A 23535-nucleotide genomic window follows, 5' to 3' on the forward strand; every position below is an offset into this window, starting at 1 on the left:
TTCGCTGCTGTCACGCCCGCGGTGCCAGGACGTCGATCACCTCGAACAGGGCGTCGCGTACCGCGTCGATGGGCCGGACACCGTTCTGTCCGAGTGCGCCGACGATGGCGCCGTCCTCGATCCCGATCAGCTGGGCGATGTGGGCGGGGTCGGCAACCCGGCCGGACTTGGCGAGGACGTCGAGGTGACACATGGACAGCGTCTGCCACCTGTCGCTCACCACCTCGCGCAGCATCGGGTACCGCGCCGACAGCGCGATCATCTCGTAACGGGCCGACAGTTGCTGGATCGTGTCGTCGCCGACGACGACCTCGGCGAGGGCGGTCGAGGTCGCGGTCTTCCCGCGGCGTCGACGCGGAAGTGCGTTGCAGCGCTCGGTGACTGCCTCCGCGTCGTGGCTGCAGAGGCTGGCTGCCGCCTCGGCCATCAGGTCGTCGAGGGAGGCGAAGTAGTACGTCGTCGACGCCAGCGGCAACTGGGCACGTTCGGCCACCGCACGATGACGCACGGCGTCGAAGCCGCCTTCGAGCAGCAGCTCGCCGGCGGCCTCGATCAAGCGAGACCGCCGTCGCGCACCCTTGGGTGTCGCCGCCGACGTCATCATGTGGTTCATGCTGCCAAAGGCATCCGTACCGCCGTATTGCTTTTGCTCAAAGCGATACAAGCACAGTCGATTTCCCGTATAAGACCCTGACACGCGTGGTGAATGCCCTGTTCAGGGCAGGTGCCAGTCGGTCATCGGACACGAGGATCGCCTCCGCGGCCGACCTTCGCCGACTTCGCCACGCAGATGCCGACCGGACCAGACCGCTCCTCATACCCCAAGGGGTATGATCGACGTTTGTCGGGCAAGTCCACGCGTGCAGAACCACACGCGTGCAGAACCACAAGGAGGTCGTCATGGTCGGCGACGAAGAATCGATCGGCGTCGTGCTCAATCGGCTACGCCGCGCCCATGGACAGCTCGCGGGCGTGATCTCGATGATCGAACAGGGACGCGACTGCAAGGACGTCGTGACCCAACTCGCGGCGGTGTCGAGTGCACTGGATCGTGCCGGTTTCAAGATCGTCGCGACCGGCCTCCGCGAATGCATAACCGGTGAACAGTCCAAGGACTCGGAGCCGATGACGATCGATCAGATGGAAAAGTTGTTCCTGGCGCTCGCCTGACGCACGCGAGGAGCACCACGAGAGGAGTGATCATGAAACTCGGTTACCAGACGACCCTGAAGACGGACTTCGACGACGCGGTCGCGCGGACGCGGGAAGCGCTCAGCGATGTCGGATTCGGCGTGCTCACCGAGATCGACGTGAAGGCGACGCTCAAGAAGAAGCTCGACGAGGACATGGAGAACTACCTCATCCTCGGGGCCTGCAATCCGCAGTTCGCCCATCGCGCGCTCGGGATCGAGAGGCAGATCGGCCTGCTGCTCCCCTGCAATGTGGTGGTGCGCGACGACACCGACAACGCCGGGACCGTCATCGTCGAGGCGATGAACCCCGACATCATGGTCGCGGTGACCGACGCCCCGGGCCTGCCCGACGTGGCGTCCGGAGCAGCCGAACTCCTGCAGAAGGCCATCGCGTCGCTCGACTGAACGTCAAGTCCGAGACAGATTTCTCACAGCGGCGGCGAGTCGGCCGACTCGACGTTGCGTCGAGCCCGGGGTCCGCGATTACCCTGTTGCTTCGATGACGAGCGTGCGATCCCGATTCTCCGATGCAGCCGACCGCGACCTTCCGCGCGTGGGCCGTCGTGCCGTGCTCGCCGCCGGCGTCGGGGCCGCCGCGCTCGGACTGGCCGCATGCTCGGACAAGGCACCGTCGGCGTCGGTGCAGCCGCGCAACCTCGAAGGCCGTGCCGCCGACGACGAGCTGCCGATCGAGACCTCGCCGCCCCCGGTCACCAGTGGCCCCCCGCTGATCACCGGCAGCTTCAAGTCCGCCCGCATGGGCGGCCGCGACACCCGCTGGGCGGTCGCCCGACCCAACGGCGTGACCGGCAAGCTGCCCGTCGTCGTCGTGCTGCACGCGCTGAACACCAACGAGAAGACCATCTTCGGGTCGAAACTCGAGATGCAGACCGTGATGCAGCAGTACGTGGACAACGGCAACGCCCCGTTCGCGCTGGCCGCCGCCGACGTGGGCCGCAACTACTACCACCGACGGGCCGACGGCACCGACGGTGGCGCGATGATCCTCGACGAGTTCCTGCCGATGCTCGCGAACGACCCACGGCTCAACCTGTCCACCGACCGCATCGGTCTCTTCGGATGGTCGATGGGCGGATACGGCGCGCTGCGTCTGGCGTCGATGCTCGGTGCGCCGCGCGTCGCCGCGGTGGCGGTCAGCTCGCCCGCGATGTGGGCCGATCCGCGCAACTTCCCCCCGCGCGCCTTCGACGGCCTCGCCGACTACCAGGCCAACTCGCTGTTCGGCGCGCAGCCGAGCTTCGCGAAGATCCCGCTGCTCATCAACATCGGTTCGAGCGACCAGTTCTACACCTACACCCGCCAGTGGGCCGCGGGCCTTCACCCGCCGGCCGCCTTCGGCACTGCAGCCGGTGGGCACACCAACCGGTACTGGCGCAGCGTGCTCCCCGAGCAGATCGAGTTTCTCGGCCGCAATCTCGCGGACTGAGCTCCCGACCCGCCCGGGTCTGCCACTAGATGCTGATCTTGCCCTCGAGGGCGTTGCGGCCGATGTCGGTGCGGTAACGCGAGCCTGGCAGCTTGATCTTCTCGATCCGGGCGTAGGCCTGGGCACGGGCCTCGGCGAGGTCGGCGCCGGTACCCACGACGGCCAGCACGCGACCTCCGGCGGAGACGATCGCACCGTCGGCGTTCCTGGACGTGCCCGCGTGCAACACGCCCTCGGCGTCGGCGCCGGTGATGACGTCACCGGTGCGCGGCTTGCCGGGGTAGTTCTCGGCGGCGACGACCACGGTGACCGCAGCGCCGTCGTGCCATTCGAGCGCCGGCAGGTCGGCCAGCGTGCCGGTGGCGGTGGCGTTGAGCGCCGCACCGAGCGGCGACTTCAGCAGTGCGAGGACCGCCTGGGTCTCGGGATCGCCGAAGCGACAGTTGAATTCGACGACCGCGGGCCCGTCCTTGCCGATCGCGAGACCGGCGTACAGGAGACCCGAGAACGGGAATCCGCGCTTCACCATCTCGGCCGCAACGGGTTTGACGACCTCCTCGACGATGCGCTCGGTCATCTCCGCGGGCAGCCACGGCAGCGGGGTGTAGGCACCCATGCCGCCCGTGTTGGGTCCGGCGTCGTTGTCGCCGACGCGCTTGTGGTCCTGCGCGGGCAGCAGCGGCACCACGGTCTCGCCGTCGACGAGGCAGAACAGTGACACCTCGGGTCCGTCGAGGAAGCTCTCCAGCAGGACGGGGTGTCCGCTCTCCAGGCACTCGGCGGCGTGGTCGCGGGCGACCTCGCGGTCGGGCGTGACGACGACGCCCTTACCCGCGGCGAGGCCGTCGTCCTTGACGACCCAGGTGGGTCCGAAGCGGTCGAGGGCGGCGTCGAGGTGAGCGGGGTTGTCAACGATCTCCGCGTGCGCGGTCTTGACGCCCGCAGCGGCCATCACGTCCTTGGCGAAAGCCTTGGAACCCTCGATCTGCGCGGCCTGCGCGCTGGGGCCGAAGGTTGCGATACCGGCCGCGCGCAACGCATCGGCGACGCCGAGGACCAGGGGCACCTCGGGTCCGATGACCACGAGGTCGGCCTCCAGCTTCTGCGCCAGGGCGACGACCGCCTCACCCGAGACCACGTCGACGGCGTGGTTGGTGGCGATCGCCGAGGTGCCGGCGTTGCCGGGAGCGACATGCAGGTCGGTGACCGACGGATCGTTCTTGAGGCCGATGAGAAGGGCATGTTCGCGGCCGCCCGAGCCGATCACGAGTACTCGCACGACCATGACTCTAAACGACTGCGTACACGGCCCGCGTCACGCGCCGGTGAGCGCATCAGCCGGTCTGCTGGGTCAGGTCGTACATCGTGACCCCGTCGACCGTCACAGCGGTGAAGTTCTCCTGCACCCACGCACTGATCGACGACGCCGGGCGTTCGGAATCGACGCCCATCGGGTCCCCGCCCATACCGGGCCCGCCACCACCGCCGAGGAACCAGTGGATCTTCTTCTCGGCGACCAGTTTCTGGAACTCGGCGAGGGTCGGCGACGGATCGCTGCCGTTGAACCCGCCGATCGGCATCACCGAATGGCCGCTCTCGAGCTGGTAGCCCGAGGCGGACATCGACCCGACCGCCGCGGCCACCCACGTGTACTGGTCCGCGTCGGCGTTCAGCTTCTCGACGACCGCGGCAGTGGGGGTCGAGCCGCGCAGCAGGCCACCGGGGCCGTCGCCGCCGCGACTGCCGGGCATCCCCTGGCCGGGGCCTCCGCGTCCACCAGGGCCGAACTCGCCCTCGACCCGCGGGCCGGCGGTGATGATCGATCCGCTCTTCTCGGTCGTCACCGTGTCGATCGTGTACGCGACCGGACCGGCGAGTCCGGCGAGGATCGCACCGGTCACTGCTGCCGCTGCGACACCGCGGACGTTCGCGAAGACCATCGCGGCACCGGCGACCACGCCGACGACGAGGACCACGACGCGCAGCCACGGCACGAAGTCGGGAGTGCGGTTCAGCAGGACGAAGCCCCAGCCGGCCGCGATCCACACGGATGCGCCGAGAGCGATCCGGACCCACAGTCGGCCGCGGTGGCTCCAGCAGACCGCCCCACCACCGGCGACGAGAGCAGCGACCGCCGGGGCGAGGGCTGCGGTGTAGTACTGGTGGAAGATCCCGGCCATGAAGCTGAAGACACCCATCGTGACCAGTAGCCACATTCCCCATACCGCGAGGTAGGCGCGACGCGGGTCGGTCCGTCTCGCGCCGCCGATCAGGACTGCCGCGACAACGGCGAGTAGGAGCCCGGTCGGGATGAGCCACGCGATCTGACCGCCCTGCGCAGGTTCGAACATCCGCAGCCATCCGGTCTCACCCCACGGGCCACCGCCGGGGCCACCCACCTCGCCCATACCGGAACGGCCGGGGACCACGGCCCCGGTCTCGTTGCCGTTGAGTCGGCCGAACCCGTTGTAGCCGAGAGTCAGCTCAAGGATCGAATTGTTCTGCGAACCACCGATGTACGGCCGCGAGGACGCCGGCCAGAGTTCGACGGCGAGTATCCACCAGCCGGCGCTCACGATCATCGCTCCGAGCGCGGCGAACAACTGACCCAGCCGGCGCAACCAACCACGCGGACCGAAGGCCAGATAGGTGATCGACAGCGCCGGCACGATCAGCATCACCTGCAGCTGCTTGGTGAGGAATCCGAACCCGATGAACACACCGGTGAGGATCAGCCACCGCCACCGGCCGTCGTCGACCGCCTTCATCAGCGACCAGACGGCCGCGATCATCAGCAGGATCAGCAGCGCCTCGGGGTTGTCAAAGCGGAACATCAACGCCGCGACCGGCGTCAGCGCCAGTACCGCGCCGGCGAGGATTCCGGCCCAGTGGCCGAAGTATTTTCGCGTGATCAGGTACAGCAACGCGACCGATGCGACGCCCATTAGCACCTCGGGCACCAGAATCGACCAGGAGTTGACCCCGAAGATCCGCGCACTGATGCCCGGAATCCACAGCGAGGCAGGTGGTTTGTCGACGGTGATCGAGTTGGCCATGTCGCTCGACCCGAAGAACCAGGCCTTCCAGGATTGCGAACCTGCCTGGATGGCCGCCGAGTAGAAGGAGTTCGCCCAACCGTTGATCGAGAGATTCCACAGATAGAGGACACCGGTACCGATCAGCAGCGTGGCCAGTGAGAGACGTTCCCACAGCACGTTCTTCGCGTGTGCATGCGTCGGCGGAGCGGAGTCGAGGGGTGGGTCGATGGTCAGTGTCGTCATGCGACAACCTCCGGGGTCTTGCGGAACACCCAGCGGAGACCGACGAACCGGGTGAGCGTGGCCACCAGGTTCGCGACCACCAGGATGATCAGTTCGATGTGTTTGGTCGCGTCCGGCGCGACGGTGTGCAGGAACAACAGGGAGCCGGCGGTGACCAGCCAGCCGAAGAGGAACACCCCGAGACCGAACAACTGGTGGCGGAGTGCGTTGTCGCGCCCGCGGACGCCGAAGCTGAACCGGCGGTTGGCTGCGGTGTTCAGGACGGCGGTGATCGCGAGGGCGACCAGGTTCGACACCTGCGCTCCCAGGAACGAATGCAACGCCAGGAACAGCACCGCGAAGGCGATCGTCGACGCGACGCCCACTACACAGAACCGCGCGAGCTGGCCCACCAAACCCTTCGGCACACCGTCGATCTGGGGGCCCGCCGCCCGGTCGCGACCGATGGAGGCGCGGAGCTGCGCGATCGGCAACCGTCCCATCGCCAGCGCGAGACCAACTCGCGCACAACCCTTCAGATCGGCGAGTGCGGTGGGCACGATGTCGACGGTGCTGTCCGGGTCGTCGACCCAGTCGACCGGGACCTCCGCGATCCGCAGCCCGATCTGCTCGGCGAGGACGAGCAGTTCGGTGTCGAAGAACCAGCCGGTGTCGACGACGAACGGCAGCAGCTCGCGGGCGATGTCGGTGCGCATCGCCTTGAACCCACACTGGGCGTCGGAGAACCTGGCGCCCATGGCGGTTCGGAGGATGAGGTTGTAGGAGCGCGAGATGAACTCCCGCTTGGGTCCGCGCACGACGCGCGACGACCGGCTGAGCCGGGTGCCGATCGCGATGTCGGAATGACCCGACACCAGCGGGGCGATGAGCGGCATCAGCGCATTGAGGTCGGTGGAGAGGTCGACGTCGCAGTAGGCGACGATCTCGGCGTCGCTGCGCTGCCAGACCGCGTTCAGCGCACGACCACGGCCCTTCTCGTCGAGATGAACGACGCGGACGCCCTCGAGTTCGTCGACGAGACCGACGGCGATCGCGAGGGTGTCGTCGGTACTGGCGTTGTCGGCGACGGTGATGCGCGCCGGATACGGCACGTGCCGGCGCAGATGGTCCGCGAGCCGGTGTATCGACGACGCGAGGTCGGTCTGTTCGTTGTAGACGGGAACGACGATGTCGAGGACCGGGGTGGACACCGAACTGTCGGCGAGCGTGTACACCTGCGCCCTCCGGTCCGGCGGTGCTTGCGGGATCATGAGGACCACGATCGGCTCGCACCCTCGAACCACTCTGGAACCCGGCTGCAGGGTTCCTGTGAACCGTCGATCTCCACTGTCGGCCGTCGCCACTACATTGGGGCTCATGGCCGCAACCCTCACCCCTGACCAGCTGACCGCCGCCAACCGCGTCATCACCAGCCTGGCCGGTGAGGGCGCCCGGCTGCGCGAGGACCAGCTCCGCGCGGTGACCGCCCTGGCCGGGGGCGATCCCGGCACACCCGGCGCGCGGGTTCTGGTGGTCCAGGCGACCGGATGGGGCAAGTCGGCCGTCTACTGGTCGGCCACCGCGATCATCCGTGCCGGCGGTGGCGGGCCGACGCTGATCGTCTCCCCGCTGCTGTCCCTCATGCGTGACCAGGTGGCCGCAGCGGCTCGCGGCGGCCTGTCCGCGGCGACGCTGAACTCGTCGAACGTCGACGAGTGGTCGGCGATCGAGGCGCAGTTGCGGGCGGGTGATCTCGACGTCCTGCTCGTCTCGCCGGAACGCCTCGCCAATCCCGGCTTCGGACGACGTGTGCTCGACGCACTGGCCGGCAACCTCGGACTCCTGGTGATCGACGAGGCGCACGCCGTCTCCGACTGGGGTCACGACTTTCGGCCCGACTACCGACGCGTGGCCGACGTGCTCCGCTCGGTCAACCCGACTACGCCGGTCCTGGCCACCACCGCGACCGCCAACGCGCGCGTCACCGAGGACGTCGCCGCCCAGCTCGACGCCGGTTCCGACGCACCGACACTCGTCCTCCGCGGGCCGCTCGCCCGGAAGTCGTTGCATCTCAACGTTCTCGACGGACTCTCACCCGTCCAGCGCTACGGCTGGGTGGCGCAGGCGCTCCCCCATCTCCCGGGTTCGGGCATCGTCTACGTCCTCACCGTCGCCGACGCCGACCGGCTCGTCGAGGCCATCCGCGCGGTACACGGCGATTCGGTCGAGGTCGCCGCCTATACCGGCCAGCTCGACGCCGACCGCCGGCACGAACTCGAAGATGCGTTGCTGCACAACAAGGTCAAGGCGCTCGTCGCGACGTCAGCCCTCGGGATGGGCTACGACAAGCCGGACCTGGGCTTCGTCGTACACGTCGGTTCGCCGCCGTCGCCGGTTTCCTACTACCAGCAGGTGGGTCGTGCCGGGCGTGCCCTGGACGACGCCGTCGTGATGTTGCTGGCCTCGCAGACCGACGACCGGATCTGGGATCACTTCGCCACCGCGACGATTCCCGATCCCGACAAGATGCGCGATCTGCTGGCAGCACTGGAGGCCGCCGACGAACCGCAGTCGCCCATCCAGCTCGAGGCCGCCACCCGCTTCCGCCGTACGCGAATCGAGTTGATGCTCAAGCAACTCGCCGTCGACGGCATCACCGACCGCACCCCCGACGGCTGGGTTGCCACCGGCAAACCCTGGACCTACGACGCCGCACACTACGACGGCGTGCTCGCGGTCCGTCGCCGCGAGGCCGACATCATGCGCTCCTACATCGCCGGGCGCACCTGTCTGATGCGACTGCTGACCGAATCGCTCGACGACCCACAGGCCGCCGACTGCGGTCGCTGCTCGGTCTGCCGCGGCGCGCTGAGTGAGGGACTCCCCGACTCCGTCGATGCGGAGGTGGTGCGCACCGTCACGTCGACGCTACGCCGCAAGGCGTCGACCCTCGATCCGCGGAAGATGTGGCCGGGCGGCGAATTCGGTCGTCGCGGAAGGATTCCCGCAGACCTCCTCGCCCAGCCGGGTCGCGTCCTCGCACACGCCGACGCCCCCGAATGGGTGGAGGTGCTGGCCGCCGCCCGCAACGGCGACGAACGCGCACTGGCCGAACTCGGCGATGCCGCCGTCGCGACGCTGTCCTCCTGGGTCCGCGAGACGGGTATCCGCGCCGACGTCATCGTGTCGCTCCGCCTGACCGGCACCAATCTGGCCGAGACGCTCGCCGAACATCTGCGCACGGTCGGGAAACGGGGCGGCGGAACCTTCCCCGTCCACCTGGGCGATCCGCCGACCGATGCCACCGGAGCAGTCGAGGCCGCCTACTGGCGCGACCACCTCGGCGATCCACCCGAGGTCGCCGGACAGAACGTGATGCTCGTCGTCGACGCCAACAGCTCGGGCTGGCCGATCACCCTCGCCGCCGCGGCACTCCGTGAGGCCGGGGCCGGTGCCGTCCTACCGCTGCTGATCCACCGGACGGTCTGACCCTTCGAGACGCTCGCGTGCTCGTTCCTCAGGGAGCAGGTCGGGCGAGCGAGAGCACCTCGTCGAACCCGTCGACGAGGCACGAGTGGAAGACGTCGACATCGGCGATGGCGCCGGTGTCGACATCGATCCCCAGCTCACACGTGTCGATGTAGCTGAGCAGGGTGACGTTGACCGCGGCCCCGATCGTGGGACCGAAGGCGTACTGGGCGGTCATCCGGGCGCCGCCGAGGTAGAGCGGCACCGGAATACCCGGCACGTCACTGCACAGGAAGTCGACGTGACGCAGGACCGAACCGATGTACCAGCGCGGCATCAGGTTCATGGTGCCGGCGATGAGCTGGGTGTACGGCAACGAGCGCTCGTCGCGGACACGTGAGGTCCGCCGGTGGATTCGAGCGATCCGTTGCGCCGGATCGACTTCGGCGACCGGCACGTCGAACCGCATCAAGGTGATCCGGTTGCCGCCTGGGGCGTCCTCCTCGGTCCGCAGGTTCACCGGCATACACAGATGGAGGTCACCGACTTCGACGCCGTGTTTCTCGTGGTACAGACGGAGCCCTCCGGCGACGCCCGCGACGAAGGCGTCGTTGAGTGAGCCTCCACCACGGTGCCCGGCGTCGCGCAGTTGCTGCAGCGGAACCTCGTGGACGTCGAGATGCCGCACCAACGAGCGTTCCGTCATCAGCGGCGATCCCGTCTCGTTGACGGGCCGGACGGTGCGGAACACCGATGCAGCTGTCTCGACGGCGTCACCGGCGGTCGCGATCGGATGGCGAATCGTGTTGAACGCCAAGCCCGGTACCGATTTCACGACTTCCATCACGGTGTTCGAGGCGCGCTCGGCGTCGAATCGCATCGAGTCCAGGTAGTCCCGCCACCAGGCTTCACCGTTCGGCGGCGTGATGGCGGCGGGCGTGCCCGGCGGATGGTCGGATTCCTCGGTCAGGTCGAAGAGCCGCATCGCGATCTCGATGGCCCCCACCCCGTCGGTCAGCGCGTGGTGGAACTTGCAGACGACCGCGGCACCGCCGTCGGCCAGCCCGTCCACAAGCGTCGCCTTCCACAACGGCCGGGCACGGTCGAAGTCCTCCATCGCCGCGATCCGCGCCATCTCCAGCACGGTGTCGAAGGTGGCCGGAGCGGGTGCCCCGACCCGGCGAATGTGGAAGTCGAGATCGAAATCCTGGTACGGGACCCACCTCGGCGGCGCCGACAGCGGCGAGTACACGACGCGCTCGCGGAACATCGGCAGGTCGGCGCTGATCGTCTCGAACCGGCTGCGCATCGCATCCCAGTCCGGTGTGCGGTCGAGCAGGATGACCGTCACCACCGTCGATCGCAGGCGCGGGTCGGACTCCATCGACCAGGTGAAAGCGTCGCTGTTGCGCATGTACTCGGTCATGACTGCCTCCGGTCATGACGGTACTCAGCCGCCGATCACACGTTGTCGTTTCGGCTCACCAGAGGACTTTGTACCTCTGCGCCCCGGGCGGCGAAACCCGCTCCCTGAGTAACCCCGGAGCTCGCGGAGGGGCGTATCGAAGGGTCAGTCGGCGACGTACTCGCCGTAGCCGAGCGAGCGCAGGCTGGCGCGGATCTTCTCGGCCGCGGCATCGAGGTCCTCGGGGCTGGCGTTCTTGTTCGCGTTGGCGAGGTCGAAGGTCTCGAGCGAGAGTCCCTGGAACACGTGGATGTGCACGTGGGGAACCTCGAGGCCGGCGATGAGCAGGCCGATGCGCGGAGCGTCGAAGGCGTCCTTGACGGCCCGGCCGACCTTCTGTGCGACGCCGCTGAGATGGGCGAACAGCGTGCTGTCCATCTGCTCCCAGTGGTCGACCTCGTTGCGCGGCACCACCAGAACGTGGCCGGGGGTGACCGGCTCGATGGTCAGGAACGCGACGGCTTCGCCGTCCTTCCAGACGAATCGACCCGGGATGTCGCCGTTGATGATCATGCTGAAGACCGATGCCATGGGCCCGAGTCTAGATGTTGTGGGGTTCGGCACCGAGGACGCAACCGTGTTCTCCACGGCGCTGTCGGGGGTCCATGACATTCTTTTCGGTGTGAGTGGGCCAGAATCCTCCCGACCGGGACGCAGCACCGGCAGACCTGTCGGATCCAGCGACGTCCTGGCCCGCGCTCAGCGCTTTCCGCGGTTGCGATACATGGGGTCGAAGTACCGGCTGCTCCCCCACCTCGAACGCACCTTCGCCGAGATCGGCGGGTCGACGGCGGTCGACGCCTTCTCCGGGTCGGGAGTGGTGTCGTACCTGCTGAAGGCGCAAGGATTCGAGGTTCTCAGCAACGACTTCCTCCACTTCCCGCATGTCATCACGCGTGCGTCGGTGGCTAATTCGAGCGTCCGCCTCGAGCCGGAGCTCGTCGAGCAGATCTGCGGGCCGGCCGCCGACGACCGCGACTACATCTCCCGCACCTTCGACGGCCTGTACTTCACCGCCGAGGACCGCACATTCCTCGACTCGGCGTGGTCGCACATCGACGCGCTGCGCGGCTACCGCCGCGACCTGGCCATCTCCGCGCTGGTCCTCTCCGCCGCACGCAAGCAGCCGCGCGGGGTGTTCACCTTCACCGACTCCACCCGCTATGCCGATGGGCGCCGCGACCTCACGATGTCGCTGCGCGACCACTTCCGGTTGCGCGCGGCCGCCGACTACAACGGCACGGTGTTCAGCAACGGCTGCAGCAGTCGGAGCGTCCAGGGCGACATCTTCGACCTCGCCCTGCCGTGGTCGGCGCCGCCGGATCTCGTCTACCTCGACCCCCCGTACGCGCCGCCCACCGACGACAACGACTACATCAAGCGCTATCACTTCCTGGAGGGTCTCTCCGCGTACTGGCGCGGGATGACCATCATGGAGAACACCAAGACCAAGAAGCTGCCCAAGCGCTTCACGCCGTTCGCCTACAAGCGGACGATCGAGGACGCGCTGCTGCGGACGTTCGAACACTTCGAGGACGCGGGCGCGATCGTGCTGTCGTATTCGTCGAACGCGTTGCCGGGCAAGGACCGGATCGTCGACCTCCTCGGCAAGGTCAAACCCTCGGTCGAGGTGATCGCCATCGACCACAAGTACAGCTTCGGCACGCACGCCGCGGCCACTCGCCGCGACGTCAGCGAGTTCCTGTTCATCGGACGGGACTGACGCCGAGCACATGAGTGACGCAGTTGACTTCGAGGATTATCTGAAGTCGTTGGGACGGTTGACCTCTCACGTCGACCCTACCGCCTCCACGCCGGAGGCCGAGCGGATCGTGGAGGCCACCGGGAGTCTCGGCGGTCTCCTCGACACCGACATCACCGGACTCGCCGCGTGGGTACGCGACAATCCCAACGACGTCCCGGTGCTCGGGCTCGCGGTCGGGTTGTCGCAGGAGAAGCTCAAGAACGCGTTGCGCGACCGGTTCGACACCAGTGGCTGGCACGGACTGGCACGCACCCAGCCCGTCGACCTGGTGACCTGGCTCGACGCGGAATTCGACCTCGTCCGGATGCTCCGCACCCAGCTGGAACGCACCTACACCTTCGCCGACATCCTCGTGGCGCGCGCCGGAACCCGTGCCACCGCGACCCGTGCCGGCGCGTCGGGCCGTCGCATCGAGGACGAGATCGAGGACATCGCACGCGATCTCGACCTCAATTACACGACGCGATCACGATTCGTCGGCCGCAACGGACGCACCGCCCCCGCCGACCTCATCGTGGGCGATCCGAACTCCGCCGACATCGTGGTGGCCGCCAAGGGATTCGACTCGACCGGCTCGAAGCTCACCGACGCCGTGCGCGAGATCGAGGAGATGGCCGAGGTCCGTCTCCCGACGCAGCTCGTGCTCGCGGTGATCGACGGAATCGGCTGGAAATCACGGCAATCCGACCTCCGACGCATCCACCAGCTCTGGGCCACCCGCCAGATCGACGGTATGTACACCCTCGTCACGCTCGACCAGTTCCGCACCGACGTGGCCGAGTTCGCGAGGTTGCGACGGCTGATCAGCTGAGGAGCGGCAGTCGCACCCAGAAGGTCGCGCCCTCGCCGGGCGTCGACTCGACGCCGACCCGTCCGCCGTGCGCTTCGACCAGCGCGGCAACGATGGACAGCCCCAGACCGTTTCCGCCGCCGGAACCCCGGTGGCGGGACTGGTCGCCGCGGTAGAACCGCTCGAAGACGTGTTGCGCATCCTCTTCGGTCAGCCCCGGTCCGGTGTCGGCGACCCTCAGCACCGCCTCCAACGTGCCGCCGGAGTCGGCCTCGACCGACACCCCGACCGTGATCGACGCCTCGGCCGACGTGTGGTTGATCGCGTTGCCGATCAGGTTGCGGAGCACCTGCAGCAGCCGCGGCCCGTCGCCGGAGACCAGCGGCGGATGGTCACCGGTCGTCACCTCGAGCCGGATGTCGCGTTCGGGCGCGCCGACGCGCGCGGACGCGACGGCCTCGGCGGCCAGGCCGAGCAGGTCGACGGGTGCCGTCGCGAGGGGGCGCTGCGCGTCGAGGCGTGCCAGCATCAGCAGGTCCTCGACGAGCAGGTTCATCCGACCGGCCTCGTCGTTGATCCGGCGCATCGCATCGGAGACGTCGGAGACCCCGCCCTGCGAATACAGTTCGGCGAAGCCCTTGATCGACGTCAACGGAGTGCGGAGTTCGTGGCTCGCGTCGGCGACGAAGCGCCGCATCTCCTCCTCGGAGGCGCGGGCTTGACGCTCCGACGCCGCGGTGGTCGCGAAGGCCTGCTGGATCTGGCCGAGCATGGTGTTCAGCGAAACCGACAGACTGCCGACCTCGGTGTTGGGAGCCGCCAACGGAACTCGACGCGTGAGGTCGCCCGCCGCGATCGCGTGTGCGGTCTCCTCGACCCTGCGCAGGGGCCGGAGACTGGTCCGCACGAGCAGATAGCTGAGCAACCCGATGAGGACCACGACGATGGCACCGATGGCGAACTGCAACCAGATGAGCCGACTGATCGTGGCGTCGATGTCGGTCATCGGGGTGGCCACGGTCGTCGTGCCGAACATGTTGCTGCGCTTGATCACCCGCCAGCGTGGTCCGTGCGGCTCCACCGATCCGACGGTGACCGGGCCGACGTTGTCGCCGGTGACCCCGTCGAGGTTCGGCGCATGGTCGAACTGGTTGTAGACGTTGGTCGCCGAGATGCCGGCCGGACCCCGGAAAGTCGACTCCACGTAGTACGGCGACGGCGGACGACGCGGCCCCGGCGGGCCGGGACGCGGATCGTTGGCCGGCGAGCGTGGATCGGCCCACGTGCGCGTGGCGTTCACGAGACCCTCGTCCGTGCGCGAGATCAGGTCCTGCCGCATCGACGACGTGACCGCCACTCCCGAGGCCAGCAACCCGACGACCACGAGCGCAAGCGTGAGAGCGACCAGGGAGAGCCGCAGTGGCACACCGCGCCTGCGGACTTCGGACGCAGCCATCAGTCGCGCGGCTCGCGCATCACATAGCCGACGCCGCGCAGGGTGTGGATGAGGCGCCGCTCGCCGTTGTCGAGTTTGCGACGCAGGTAGGAGACATAGGACTCCACGACGTTGACCTCGCCGCCGAAGTCGTAGTTCCAGACGTGGTCGAGGATGCGGGGTTTGGACAGCACCGTCCCCGCGTTGACCATGAAGTACCGCAGCAAGGTGAACTCGGTCGGCGAGAGCTGGACCGGTTGCCCCGCCTTGAAGACCTCGTGCGTCTCGTCGTCGAGTTCGATGTCGGCGAAGGTGATCCGGGACGAGGACTGCTCCGCTTCGCCGAAACCACTGCGGCGCAGCAACACCTGCAACCGGGCGACGACTTCTTCGAGGCTGAACGGCTTGGTGACGTAGTCGTCACCGCCGATCGTCAGGCCGTTGACCTTGTCCTCGACCGAGTCGCGGGCCGACAGGAACAGGGCGGGCGCCTCGACCCCGTCCGCGCGGAGACGGCGCAGCAGTCCGAAACCGTCCATGCCCGGCATCATCACGTCGAGGATCAGCACGTCGGGCTTGCGGCTCCGGCACCTGTCGATCGCCGCCGGTCCGTCGGCGGCCGTCTCGACGTCGTATCCCTGGAACTTCAGCGACACCGACAGCAGCTCGCGGATGTTCTCCTCGTCGTCGACGACGAGCACCTTCGCTCCTCGGGTTGCGTCGTCCTGGGCCGGTCTGGTCACTCTTCCACTGTTCCAGAGGGGCCTGGGACCTCACTGTCCGGACACTGGGAGGTTCCTGTGAGTGCCGACCTGCGGTTCGATCGGTGAAACCTCACGCGGTGGGATCTCCGTAGGCGGCGGCGATGGCCTCCGAGTCACGCCAGCGCGAGTACGTGGGGCTCTGGGGCCAGCCGTCGGGTGAGTCCTGCCATTCCTCCTGACGCCCCCACGGGAGGACGTCGAGAAGCCCGAACGTGAACCCGAGCTGCTCGGTGCCGCGGCCGGTCGTGTGCCACGTGCGGTAGACCTTGTCACCGTCGCGGAGGAAGACGTTGATCGCGAATCCCTCGCCGGGCCCCGCGCCGACGTCGGCGGAGAACGTCGTGCCCGCCGACGAGTACCAGTCCATGCGGTTACCGACGCGCTTCTTGTAGGCAAGGGCCTCCTCGATCGGGCCGTGGGTGATGATCACGAACCGGGCGTCGTAGTCGGCCAGGTAGTCGAGTCGACTGAACTGCGTCGTGTACCCGGTGCACCCCGGGCACTGATAGGTCTCGCCGGGAGACCACATGTGGTTGTAGACGATCAGCTGGGAGCGCCCGTCGAAGACGTCCACGAGACGGATCGGCCCGTCGGGTCCGGTCAGGGTGTGGTCGGGCATCTCGACCATCGGCAGCCGCCGCCGCTGCGCCGCGATCGCGTCGAGTTCGCGCGTGGCCGCCTTCTCGCGGACCCGCAGTTCCGCGAGGGCCTTCGCCCAGGTGTCGTGGTCGGTCACGGGTGGGAGTTGATCGCTCATCGCGGCGCCTTTCGATCGATACGGGTGTTCTGCAGAGACAGACCGCGACTCGGAGCCCAACTCATCGCCTCGACTCAACGCCGCCGCATGTACGGCGCGGCGTACCCGATCTTCATGGAGCCGCCGCCGAGCCACGCCGCGAGCTCCTCGGCCCGCGCGCCGAGCTTTCTCCGGGCGTCGGCGGGCAGGGGCTCGAGCAGGTGGATCGCGATCGAGTTGTCATCCCGGCGATACCAGCCGCCGACGATCCGGCCGTCCCACCACGCGGTCTGGCCGCCGTTGCCGACGGAGTCGAAGACCTCGGGACCGTGATCGCCGAGGTAGAAGCCGCGCTCCTTGAACCCCATCGTGGTGGGGTCGAGTTCGGGCAGCAGAACCGCCTGCGGTTCGCAGTCCTGGTCGCCGGCCTCGTCATAGGCCTCGCCGGGGAGGTCGTCGGGCAGCACGTGTCCGACGCCGCCGCCGTCCAGTTCGACCTCGACGGTGCCGAGGTCGGCGAGGGCGGCTCGCACCGCGGTCTTGGTGGAACCGAGCCACCACACGAGATCGGTCTCGGTCCCCGGTCCGTAGGTGCGCAGCCAGCGTTGGACGAGCGCCCGGTGGCCGTCGTGCACACTCGGCGCGTCCGGGGTCTCGCCGAGCCACACCTTCATCGACGTCCACGCCGGACGGGACAGGTGCCAGTCGAATCGGTTGGGTCCGCGGACGATGTCTCCGGAAGCGTCGAGCATGTTCAGCACTCGCGGTCCGAAATGGCTCTTCCCCGCCCACGACTTGCCCTCGCCGAAGGTGATCGAGCCCTCCAGGACGGGCAGCCGGGCGCGGAGCTCGGTCGACGTGAGCGATTCACCGCCGGCGAGTTCGGTGAGGACCGCGTCCCGCGCGGTCTCGATCCAGCCCTCCGGGTCGTCGACGTCGGGACTGCGGCGGAGATCGCGAAGCATGTTGGTGCGCTCGGAGGCCGAGATCCGGGGCCCGAGCGCACCGATCGCCTCGGCGAGGACGTCGCGGGGGAAGGCGAAGAGGGTTCGGCGCATCGCGAGGTGTTTGACGAGGGTCCGGTCGTCGTAGAGCGCGGTGTCGATGTCGGCGCGGGCCAGACCGTCGACGCGCGCCCACGCGGACAGGTAGACCGTCGACGGGGTGGTGGCGTGGAGACCGACCATCGTCGCGGCAACGTCGACGGCGGACCCTGCTCGCGACGCGGCGTCGAGGTGCATGCGGCGCATCAGCCGGGACCGGCGCGTGGTGTCGGTGATCCGGGGGCGCACTGGCATGCCGCGATCCTAGTGAGCCGACGAGGCGGTTGAAGCCGGGAGAGGAAGAAGAGGGGAAGCGGGTGCCGGCGTCCGGCCGACCCCCATCGACCCGGTGTTCCGGCACCCGCCCGGTTGCGTGGGCCGGACGACACACAGCCCCCGACGGGCAGTGCCTGAGAACACCTCCGTGTGTCCTGCGACCAACGCATCCTTACGCTCCCGACCCCCGTCAGGAACGCCCACCCAGGAGACCCCACCCCGCGTCCGGAGTACAGCCCCGTTCCGGATCGAGGGGCGAACACCGAGGTCAGGCGGCAAACGGACTATCCGGACCGGACACATCCGAATCCGGATCCGGACGTGTCCGTCGCCACCTTTGCCCTCCGACGGTGGCGCACCGGGGTCACCTGTCGCATGATGGATCGGTCGATCAGTCGTGCGGTCTGAGCGTGGAGTCGGGTGAGTGGATTTTGGTGAAGCGCTCGCGCGCCTTTTCGTGCAAGCGGGGCGCCCTACCCTCCGGGCGTCGGCGGCCCGGGCCAAGGTCTCCGCGCAACGGATCAGCGACTGGCGCAACGGCCGCCATCTCCCCCGCGACTTCGCGACCGTCGAGCCTCTCCTCGTCTGGCTGACATCCCGCGCGGTGGCCGCAGGCGTCACCGACGTCCTCACGATTCCCCGGTGGAAAGAACTGTGGGACAGCCATCTGAGCCAGGACGCGCCCGGGACCCCGGAGCCGCCCGCCCAGCACGCCCGCCCCTACGCCGGACTGGCGACCCTCACCGCCGCCGACAGTGAGCTCTACTTCGGACGCGACGACCTCGTCGGCACGCTTGTCGACACGATCCTCGCCGCCGGCTCGGAGTCCGCGCCACTGTCGCCGGCCTCCCGGCTCGTCGTCGTCACCGGGGTGTCGGGGTCGGGCAAGTCGTCGTTGCTGCGTGCCGGCCTGGCCCGCGATCCGCGGATCTCGACCCCGCGTCTCGCCGAGATCATCCCGGACGGTCTCTCCATCGCGCCGCCGGTCGACGGCGAGAACGACGCGGTCATCGTCATCGACCAGTTCGAGAACGTCTTCTCGCTCGAAGACGAACTGCGGGCGACGACGATGCGCGAGGTCGAGGAACTCGCCGCCGACACCGTCGTGGTGGTCGGCATACGCGCGGACTTCTTCAGCCAGTGTGTGAAGTACCCGGTGCTGGCGGATGCCTGGCAGCACCGCTGCGTGATCGTCTCGGAGATGACGCGTACCCAGCTCCGCGAGGTCATCACCGCCCCGGTTCGCCTCGCCGGCGGACGCATCGAAGCCGGCCTCGCCGACGTGATGATCACCGACCTCTACGAGGCGTCGACGGTCGGTGACCGCGCCGGCCGGCTGCCGCTGCTGGCCCACGTCCTGCAGGCGACCTGGGCACGCCGCTCCGGCAACCGCATGACGCTGTCCGGGTATCGCGCGACCGGCGGCATCGCACGCGCCGTCGCGGACACCGCGGAAGCCGCCTGGGAGGCCATCGCCCCCGAACAGCGCGACCTCGCCCGCGCGGTCCTGCTGTCGCTGGTCCACGTCGGTCCGGCCGGGATCGCGCTGCGGGTGCCGTTGTCGACCTCGACCATCGGCAGCCGCTTCCCTCCCGAGGTCTCGACCGTCATCGACGAGTTCGCGCAGGCCCGATTGCTGACGGTGTCCGCGGAGTCGGTGATGCTCGTGCACGACGTGGTGCTGACCGCGTGGCCGCGACTCGCCACGTGGATCGCCGACGACTCCGACACCCACGTCTGGTGGCAGCAACTCGACGCCGACACCCAGTCGTGGGTGGCCAACGGCCGCAGCCGCTCGTTCCTCTACACCGGTTCGCGACTCGACGACGCCAAGAGCCACCGCGAAGCACTGCGCAGCAACTACGTCCACCTGCTGAGCCGGGAGAACGACGAGTTCCTCGACTCAGCGGTCGCGATGCAGCGACGCCGCCGGTTGCTGCAACTGGGCGCCGTCTCGGTCATCGTGATCCTCGCGATCGCGGCATCGATCATCGCGGTCTTCGGGTTCCGGCAGGCGCACGACCTGCGACAACAGCGCAACGCCGCCGAACGCGCGGCCCTGCTGTCCCACATCGACAGCATGGAGCACTCCAACCCGTCGCTGGCCGCGCGTCTCCTGCTCGTCGCCCATCAGCTCTACCCCGACGATCCGACGGTCGTCGGTCATCTGCGTGGCGCGGCCACCAGCCCGCTCGCGACGCAGGTCACCGGCCATACCGGACCGGTCTACGACCTGGCGTTCGACCGGACGGGCCGCTATCTCGCCTCGGCGAGCGGCGACCGCACGGTCCGCGTCTGGGAGAGCACCGACGCCACCCCGCAGTATCGCGAGGTGGCGACCCTGCACGGTTTCGGCAACTACGTCACCTCCACCGCCTTCCACCCCAACCGACCGTTGCTGGCCTCCTCGAGCGGTGACGGTGCGGTCCGGATGTGGGACCTCTCCGATCCCCGCCGGCCGGCGCTGCGGGAGACCGCATCACTCGGCCGCGGCACCGTCTACATGGCCCGCTTCTCCGCGGACGGGCGGACACTCGCCGCGTCGTCGGACGACGGTTCGATCACCGTGTTCGCGGTGTCGCCGACGGGGACCCTGCTCCAGACCGCCGTGCTCCGGGGCCACAGCGCCGCCGCACGAACACTGTCCTTCAGCCCCGACGGGCGGCTGCTCGCGAGCGGCGGGGACGACCGCGTCGTGCGGCTGTGGACCACCGGACCGGACCCCGCGCCGCTCGGCGAACCCGTCACCGGGTTCCCCAGCATCACGCACGCGGTCGCGTTCAGTCCCGACAGCCGCTCCCTGGCCGTCACCGGCGACAGCCCGAACGCGCAGCTCTGGGATGTGAGCAAGCCGCTGTCCCCGCGGCCGCTCAGCACCTCTCTCCCGACCGCGACCGCGGGCTCCTGGTCCATCGCCTTCGACCCGACCGGTTCGCAGGTCGCCTCGGCCCGCGCCGACGGCATGGTGCGGGTCTGGAACACGACCAACCCGGCTTCACCCACGGCCCAGTGGGCGCTGCAGACCGCATCGGAGCAAGGGTCGGTCCGCACCTTCTCGGCCACCTTCGACCCGACCGGTGACCGCCTGGTGTCCGGGCGTTCCGACGGGACGATCGACGTCTGGTCGTTGCCGGACCGTTCGGTCCCCGACCGCGGCGGCACGATCAGCGGGGTGGCCACCGATCCGGCGCAGCGCATCCTCGCGACCGTCGGCTCGGACACCACCCTGAACGTGTGGACCCTCGACGACGGCGAGATGTCGTTGCGCTCCCGCACTCCCATCCAGCGTCGGGTCAACGACCACCCGCGCGTCTCGGTGAACGAACGCGGCACCCTCGCGGCGACGGCCAACAACAACGGCGGCCTCGTGGAACTGTGGGACATCGGCGACCCGGACGCCCCGCGGGCAGCGGCCCGGTTGCCCGTCTCGACGCGGTACTCGTTCCCGGTCGCCTTCGCGCCCACCGGCGACGTCCTCGCGACCGGCGACACCGACACCACGATCGCGCTGTGGAACACCGCCGATCCCACCTCGCCGAGGCGGATCGGCGCTTCCCTGCGCGGTCCCGCCGACCTCATCCGCAGCGTCGCCTTCAGCCCCGACGGCTCCCGCGTCGCGGTGACCTCCGACGACAAGCGGGTGTACCTCTACGACCTGGAGTCCGGGAACCCCGACCCGGTGACGGTGATCTCCGATGACGCTCCCGTCACGCAGGCGGCCTTCGACGACGGCGGAGAGGTCCTCGTCGTGGCGGCCCGTGACCTGTCCACCTGGCGACTGCCGGCGACGCACACCGACGGTGAACCCGAACTGATCGACCGCCACGAGGACATGTTCGCCAACACGCTGTCGATGTCGCCCAACCGGATCGCCGTCGGTACTTCCACGCACGACCTGATCAGCTTCGCGCTCGCCGACGACGGCACGCTCGGTGATCGACAGGCGGTGGGAACACTGCTCGACTCCACCGACACCACCACGACGTGGCAGGTGCCGGTCCGGCTCCCCGCCGACGACGAGATCATCGCCGGTGGCGACACCACCGGCAACGTCTACGTGCACACCCTGGACGTGCCCGACGCCCGCGAATGGATCTGCGGGACCTCGACTCCCATGACCGAGGAACAACGGTCGACGTACCTGCCCCGCGCCTACCTCCGAAGCGATTGCGACGCAACGGTCAGCGGAAGCTGAGCACCTCGTCGCCCCACGCCTCCCAGAGGTCGCCGTCGAGGTTCTGGACCACCCGGTCCTCGGCGTCGATGCGCAACACCGGACGGCGGCCGGTGTCGTAGGTCGGCCACTCGTCGCCGGGTGATCCGGTATCGGGTGCGCGACCGTGCGCGAACGATGTCCACCGGCGGATCAACCTCTGCGACACGGCTTCTCCGTGCTTGCGTCCGCCGAGCAGGAAGGTGATGTCGCGCGGACCCGAACCCAGGTTCCCCCACACGTAGGGCACCTCGGTGGCATGTGCGGCACCGAGACCCAGCAGCCGGAACATCCTGGTGGTCCAGTCGTAGCGGTACACGTAGACAGGAGCCCGGCGGGCGTGGGCGTCGGCGAGCCACAGCGTCGGCATGCGGAACGCGACGTCGCGGGCCACGCCGAGCCCGGTGACCTTGGGACGCAGGCCCGAGTACGCCGAAAGCACCTGTGCGCGTTCGGGTAACACGATGTCGGGGTACTCCTCGCGCATGCCGGCGAACATCCGCTCGATCTCCTCGGCGGTGATCGGCATGAGCGGCGACTTCATGTACTTGAAGAGGTTCGCCTCGTCGCGGTTGGTCCCGATGATCAGCGGTACGGGCAGTGCCCGGCCGTTACGGATGACGTCGAGGGGATGGTCGGGCAGCAGGTCGCCGTCGACGACCGGCGCGAAGGCGATGGTGCCGGGAGATTCGGTGGGCACCTTCTCGAACAGCTCGGTGGTGAGCGTCGAACACCGTGCGGCGTCGAGGGATTCGAGTCGTTTCACCACTTCCGCCGAGTCGCCCGGGTCCTCGATCCCGGCGGCGTCGAGCAACATGCGCGCGACGCGGGCGGCCCGGTCGGAGCCGTACATCGACGTCACCGGGGAACTCTGGGCGATGGCCCGGCCGAACATCCCCTCGGCCGCGGGCACCGTCAGCAGCGCGGTGACGAGGCCGGCGCCCGCCGACTCGCCGAACACGGTCACCTTGTCGGGGTCTCCGCCGAAGGCCGAGATGTGGTCGCGGACCCATGCCAGCGCGGTGAGGACGTCGCTGAGCCCGACGTTCGACTCGAAGCGGGGATCGATCGACGAGAGGTCGGCGAACCCGAGGACACCGAGCCGGTAGTTCAGCGTCACGATCACCACGTCGCCGGTGGAGGCGAGCGCCGCGCCGTCGTAGTAGGGCTGACTGCCGGAGCCGAGCACATATGCCCCGCCGTGGAGCCAGACCATGACCGGCAGCGCGACAGCGTCGTGTGCGTGGGTCGAGGCACCCGGCGGCGTCCACACGTTGAGGTACAGACAGTCCTCGTCCATCACGACGTCCGGACCGAGCCGGACCGCGGGATTGAGTTCCTGGGGGCAGACGGCCCCGAAGGAGGAGGCGTCGATGACGGTCTCGGAGCTTCCGTCGCCGTCGGCAGCGCCACGGCTGGGGAGCAACGGCTGGGCGCGACGCCATCTCAGTTCGCCCAGCGGAGGTCTCGCGTACCGGATGCCGCGCCACACGTCGGCGCGCTCACCGGCGATTCCGCGGTAGGTGCCGAGGGCGGTACGCGCGAGCGGATCCGCGGCCGATGGTGCCGAGGCCGCCTCGGCCACGGCTGAGGTACCCGGTTCGTCGTGTTCCATCCATACATCGTGCACCGAGAACCCGTTTCCGGGCACGCGTTCCCCGCGGCGGGAATGTCGGGCAC

General features: G+C 68.7%; 18 protein-coding genes. 7 read left to right on the forward strand and 11 right to left on the reverse strand.

Annotated features, from left to right (window positions below):
• Window positions 1-10: 10 nt before the first annotated feature.
• Window positions 11-601 carry a TetR/AcrR family transcriptional regulator gene (locus BJF87_RS05425; protein ID WP_187346470.1) on the reverse strand — a complete coding sequence of 197 codons (591 nt, stop codon included), beginning with the start codon at window positions 599-601 and terminating at the stop codon, window positions 11-13.
• Window positions 602-900: 299 nt separating this feature from the next.
• On the opposite strand from BJF87_RS05425, the gene BJF87_RS05430 reads away from it, so the two are divergent.
• From BJF87_RS05430 to BJF87_RS05440, 3 genes are all read left to right on the forward strand, one after another.
• On the forward strand, window positions 901-1170 hold the full coding sequence (locus tag BJF87_RS05430; protein WP_005201272.1) for a metal-sensitive transcriptional regulator: 270 nt from the start codon (window positions 901-903) through the stop codon (window positions 1168-1170).
• A 32-nt stretch (window positions 1171-1202) separates the two neighbouring features.
• Window positions 1203-1598 carry a DUF302 domain-containing protein gene (locus tag BJF87_RS05435; RefSeq protein ID WP_035752099.1) on the forward strand — a complete coding sequence of 132 codons (396 nt, stop codon included), beginning with the start codon at window positions 1203-1205 and terminating at the stop codon, window positions 1596-1598.
• Window positions 1599-1692: 94 nt separating this feature from the next.
• Window positions 1693-2640, forward strand: a complete 948-nt coding sequence (locus BJF87_RS05440) for an alpha/beta hydrolase family protein (RefSeq protein ID WP_075862788.1) — start codon at window positions 1693-1695, stop codon at window positions 2638-2640.
• A 25-nt stretch (window positions 2641-2665) separates the two neighbouring features.
• Here the strand turns inward: BJF87_RS05440 and purD are convergent, their stop codons facing one another.
• From purD to BJF87_RS05455, 3 genes are read right to left on the reverse strand one after another with little or no spacing between them, the layout of a single operon-like run.
• Window positions 2666-3919: a phosphoribosylamine--glycine ligase gene (gene purD / locus BJF87_RS05445; RefSeq protein ID WP_187346468.1), complete on the reverse strand. Its 1254-nt coding sequence runs from the start codon at window positions 3917-3919 to the stop codon at window positions 2666-2668.
• A gap of 55 nt (window positions 3920-3974) precedes the next feature.
• Complete coding sequence (locus BJF87_RS05450; RefSeq protein WP_075862790.1) at window positions 3975-5921, reverse strand: glycosyltransferase family 39 protein; 1947 nt, start codon at window positions 5919-5921, stop codon at window positions 3975-3977.
• Complete coding sequence (locus BJF87_RS05455; protein WP_075862803.1) at window positions 5918-7171, reverse strand: bifunctional glycosyltransferase family 2/GtrA family protein; 1254 nt, start codon at window positions 7169-7171, stop codon at window positions 5918-5920. The genes BJF87_RS05450 and BJF87_RS05455 overlap by 4 nt, the downstream gene beginning before the upstream one ends.
• 106 nt (window positions 7172-7277) lie before the next feature.
• On the opposite strand from BJF87_RS05455, the gene BJF87_RS05460 reads away from it, so the two are divergent.
• Entirely contained in the window at window positions 7278-9389 is a 2112-nt protein-coding gene (locus tag BJF87_RS05460; protein ID WP_075862791.1) for an ATP-dependent DNA helicase RecQ, read from the forward strand.
• Between the two features lie 28 nt (window positions 9390-9417).
• On the opposite strand, the gene BJF87_RS05465 is transcribed toward BJF87_RS05460, so the two are convergent.
• Together BJF87_RS05465 and BJF87_RS05470 are read right to left on the reverse strand one after the other, a co-directional pair.
• Window positions 9418-10794, reverse strand: a complete 1377-nt coding sequence (locus BJF87_RS05465) for a wax ester/triacylglycerol synthase domain-containing protein (RefSeq protein ID WP_075862792.1) — start codon at window positions 10792-10794, stop codon at window positions 9418-9420.
• Window positions 10795-10938: 144 nt separating this feature from the next.
• Entirely contained in the window at window positions 10939-11364 is a 426-nt protein-coding gene (locus BJF87_RS05470; protein ID WP_006358375.1) for an HIT family protein, read from the reverse strand.
• A 193-nt stretch (window positions 11365-11557) separates the two neighbouring features.
• Here BJF87_RS05470 and BJF87_RS05475 point away from each other — a divergent pair, with 193 nt between their 5' ends.
• Both BJF87_RS05475 and BJF87_RS05480 read left to right on the forward strand, forming a co-directional pair.
• Entirely contained in the window at window positions 11558-12556 is a 999-nt protein-coding gene (locus BJF87_RS05475; protein ID WP_035751997.1) for a DNA adenine methylase, read from the forward strand.
• A 10-nt stretch (window positions 12557-12566) separates the two neighbouring features.
• Window positions 12567-13409 (forward strand): hypothetical protein, encoded by an 843-nt coding sequence (locus tag BJF87_RS05480; protein WP_075862793.1) that lies wholly within the window; start codon window positions 12567-12569, stop codon window positions 13407-13409.
• Here the strand turns inward: BJF87_RS05480 and BJF87_RS05485 are convergent.
• The 4 genes from BJF87_RS05485 to BJF87_RS05500 all read right to left on the reverse strand — a co-directional run bounded on the left by BJF87_RS05485 (window position 13402) and on the right by BJF87_RS05500 (window position 17621).
• The gene (locus BJF87_RS05485) at window positions 13402-14844 is read right to left on the reverse strand and encodes a cell wall metabolism sensor histidine kinase WalK (RefSeq protein WP_075862794.1); all 1443 of its coding nucleotides are present in this window, start codon (window positions 14842-14844) and stop codon (window positions 13402-13404) included. The two genes, BJF87_RS05480 and BJF87_RS05485, sit on opposite strands and share 8 nt — an antisense overlap.
• Window positions 14844-15566, reverse strand: coding sequence for a response regulator transcription factor (locus BJF87_RS05490; RefSeq protein WP_035752003.1), 723 nt, complete (start codon window positions 15564-15566; stop codon window positions 14844-14846). The genes BJF87_RS05485 and BJF87_RS05490 overlap by 1 nt, the downstream gene beginning before the upstream one ends.
• A gap of 91 nt (window positions 15567-15657) precedes the next feature.
• Window positions 15658-16344 carry a DUF899 family protein gene (locus BJF87_RS05495; RefSeq protein WP_075862795.1) on the reverse strand — a complete coding sequence of 229 codons (687 nt, stop codon included), beginning with the start codon at window positions 16342-16344 and terminating at the stop codon, window positions 15658-15660.
• A 74-nt stretch (window positions 16345-16418) separates the two neighbouring features.
• Window positions 16419-17621 (reverse strand): winged helix DNA-binding domain-containing protein, encoded by a 1203-nt coding sequence (locus tag BJF87_RS05500; RefSeq protein WP_035752006.1) that lies wholly within the window; start codon window positions 17619-17621, stop codon window positions 16419-16421.
• A gap of 445 nt (window positions 17622-18066) precedes the next feature.
• Here BJF87_RS05500 and BJF87_RS05505 point away from each other — a divergent pair, with 445 nt between their 5' ends.
• On the forward strand, window positions 18067-21837 hold the full coding sequence (locus BJF87_RS05505) for a WD40 repeat domain-containing protein (RefSeq protein ID WP_035752009.1): 3771 nt from the start codon (window positions 18067-18069) through the stop codon (window positions 21835-21837).
• Here BJF87_RS05505 and BJF87_RS05510 read toward each other — a convergent pair.
• Window positions 21824-23470 carry a carboxylesterase/lipase family protein gene (locus tag BJF87_RS05510; RefSeq protein ID WP_139319424.1) on the reverse strand — a complete coding sequence of 549 codons (1647 nt, stop codon included), beginning with the start codon at window positions 23468-23470 and terminating at the stop codon, window positions 21824-21826. The genes BJF87_RS05505 and BJF87_RS05510 overlap by 14 nt on opposite strands.
• Window positions 23471-23535: the final 65 nt, after the last annotated feature.

Source organism: Gordonia sp. CNJ-863 (genome assembly GCF_001942325.1).
Classification (GTDB): domain Bacteria; phylum Actinomycetota; class Actinomycetes; order Mycobacteriales; family Mycobacteriaceae; genus Gordonia; species Gordonia alkanivorans.

Coding starts and splice junctions, on each gene's coding strand:
- BJF87_RS05425 (WP_187346470.1), bottom strand. CDS start 601: ATGACGTCGGCGGCGACACCCAAGGGTGCGCGACGGCGGTCTCGCTTG.
- BJF87_RS05430 (WP_005201272.1), top strand. CDS start 901: ATGGTCGGCGACGAAGAATCGATCGGCGTCGTGCTCAATCGGCTACGC.
- BJF87_RS05435 (WP_035752099.1), top strand. CDS start 1,203: ATGAAACTCGGTTACCAGACGACCCTGAAGACGGACTTCGACGACGCG.
- BJF87_RS05440 (WP_075862788.1), top strand. CDS start 1,693: ATGACGAGCGTGCGATCCCGATTCTCCGATGCAGCCGACCGCGACCTT.
- BJF87_RS05450 (WP_075862790.1), bottom strand. CDS start 5,921: ATGACGACACTGACCATCGACCCACCCCTCGACTCCGCTCCGCCGACG.
- BJF87_RS05455 (WP_075862803.1), bottom strand. CDS start 7,171: ATGATCCCGCAAGCACCGCCGGACCGGAGGGCGCAGGTGTACACGCTC.
- BJF87_RS05460 (WP_075862791.1), top strand. CDS start 7,278: ATGGCCGCAACCCTCACCCCTGACCAGCTGACCGCCGCCAACCGCGTC.
- BJF87_RS05465 (WP_075862792.1), bottom strand. CDS start 10,794: ATGACCGAGTACATGCGCAACAGCGACGCTTTCACCTGGTCGATGGAG.
- BJF87_RS05470 (WP_006358375.1), bottom strand. CDS start 11,364: ATGGCATCGGTCTTCAGCATGATCATCAACGGCGACATCCCGGGTCGA.
- BJF87_RS05475 (WP_035751997.1), top strand. CDS start 11,558: ATGGGGTCGAAGTACCGGCTGCTCCCCCACCTCGAACGCACCTTCGCC.
- BJF87_RS05480 (WP_075862793.1), top strand. CDS start 12,567: ATGAGTGACGCAGTTGACTTCGAGGATTATCTGAAGTCGTTGGGACGG.
- BJF87_RS05485 (WP_075862794.1), bottom strand. CDS start 14,844: ATGGCTGCGTCCGAAGTCCGCAGGCGCGGTGTGCCACTGCGGCTCTCC.
- BJF87_RS05495 (WP_075862795.1), bottom strand. CDS start 16,344: ATGAGCGATCAACTCCCACCCGTGACCGACCACGACACCTGGGCGAAG.
- BJF87_RS05500 (WP_035752006.1), bottom strand. CDS start 17,621: ATGCCAGTGCGCCCCCGGATCACCGACACCACGCGCCGGTCCCGGCTG.
- BJF87_RS05510 (WP_139319424.1), bottom strand. CDS start 23,470: ATGGAACACGACGAACCGGGTACCTCAGCCGTGGCCGAGGCGGCCTCG.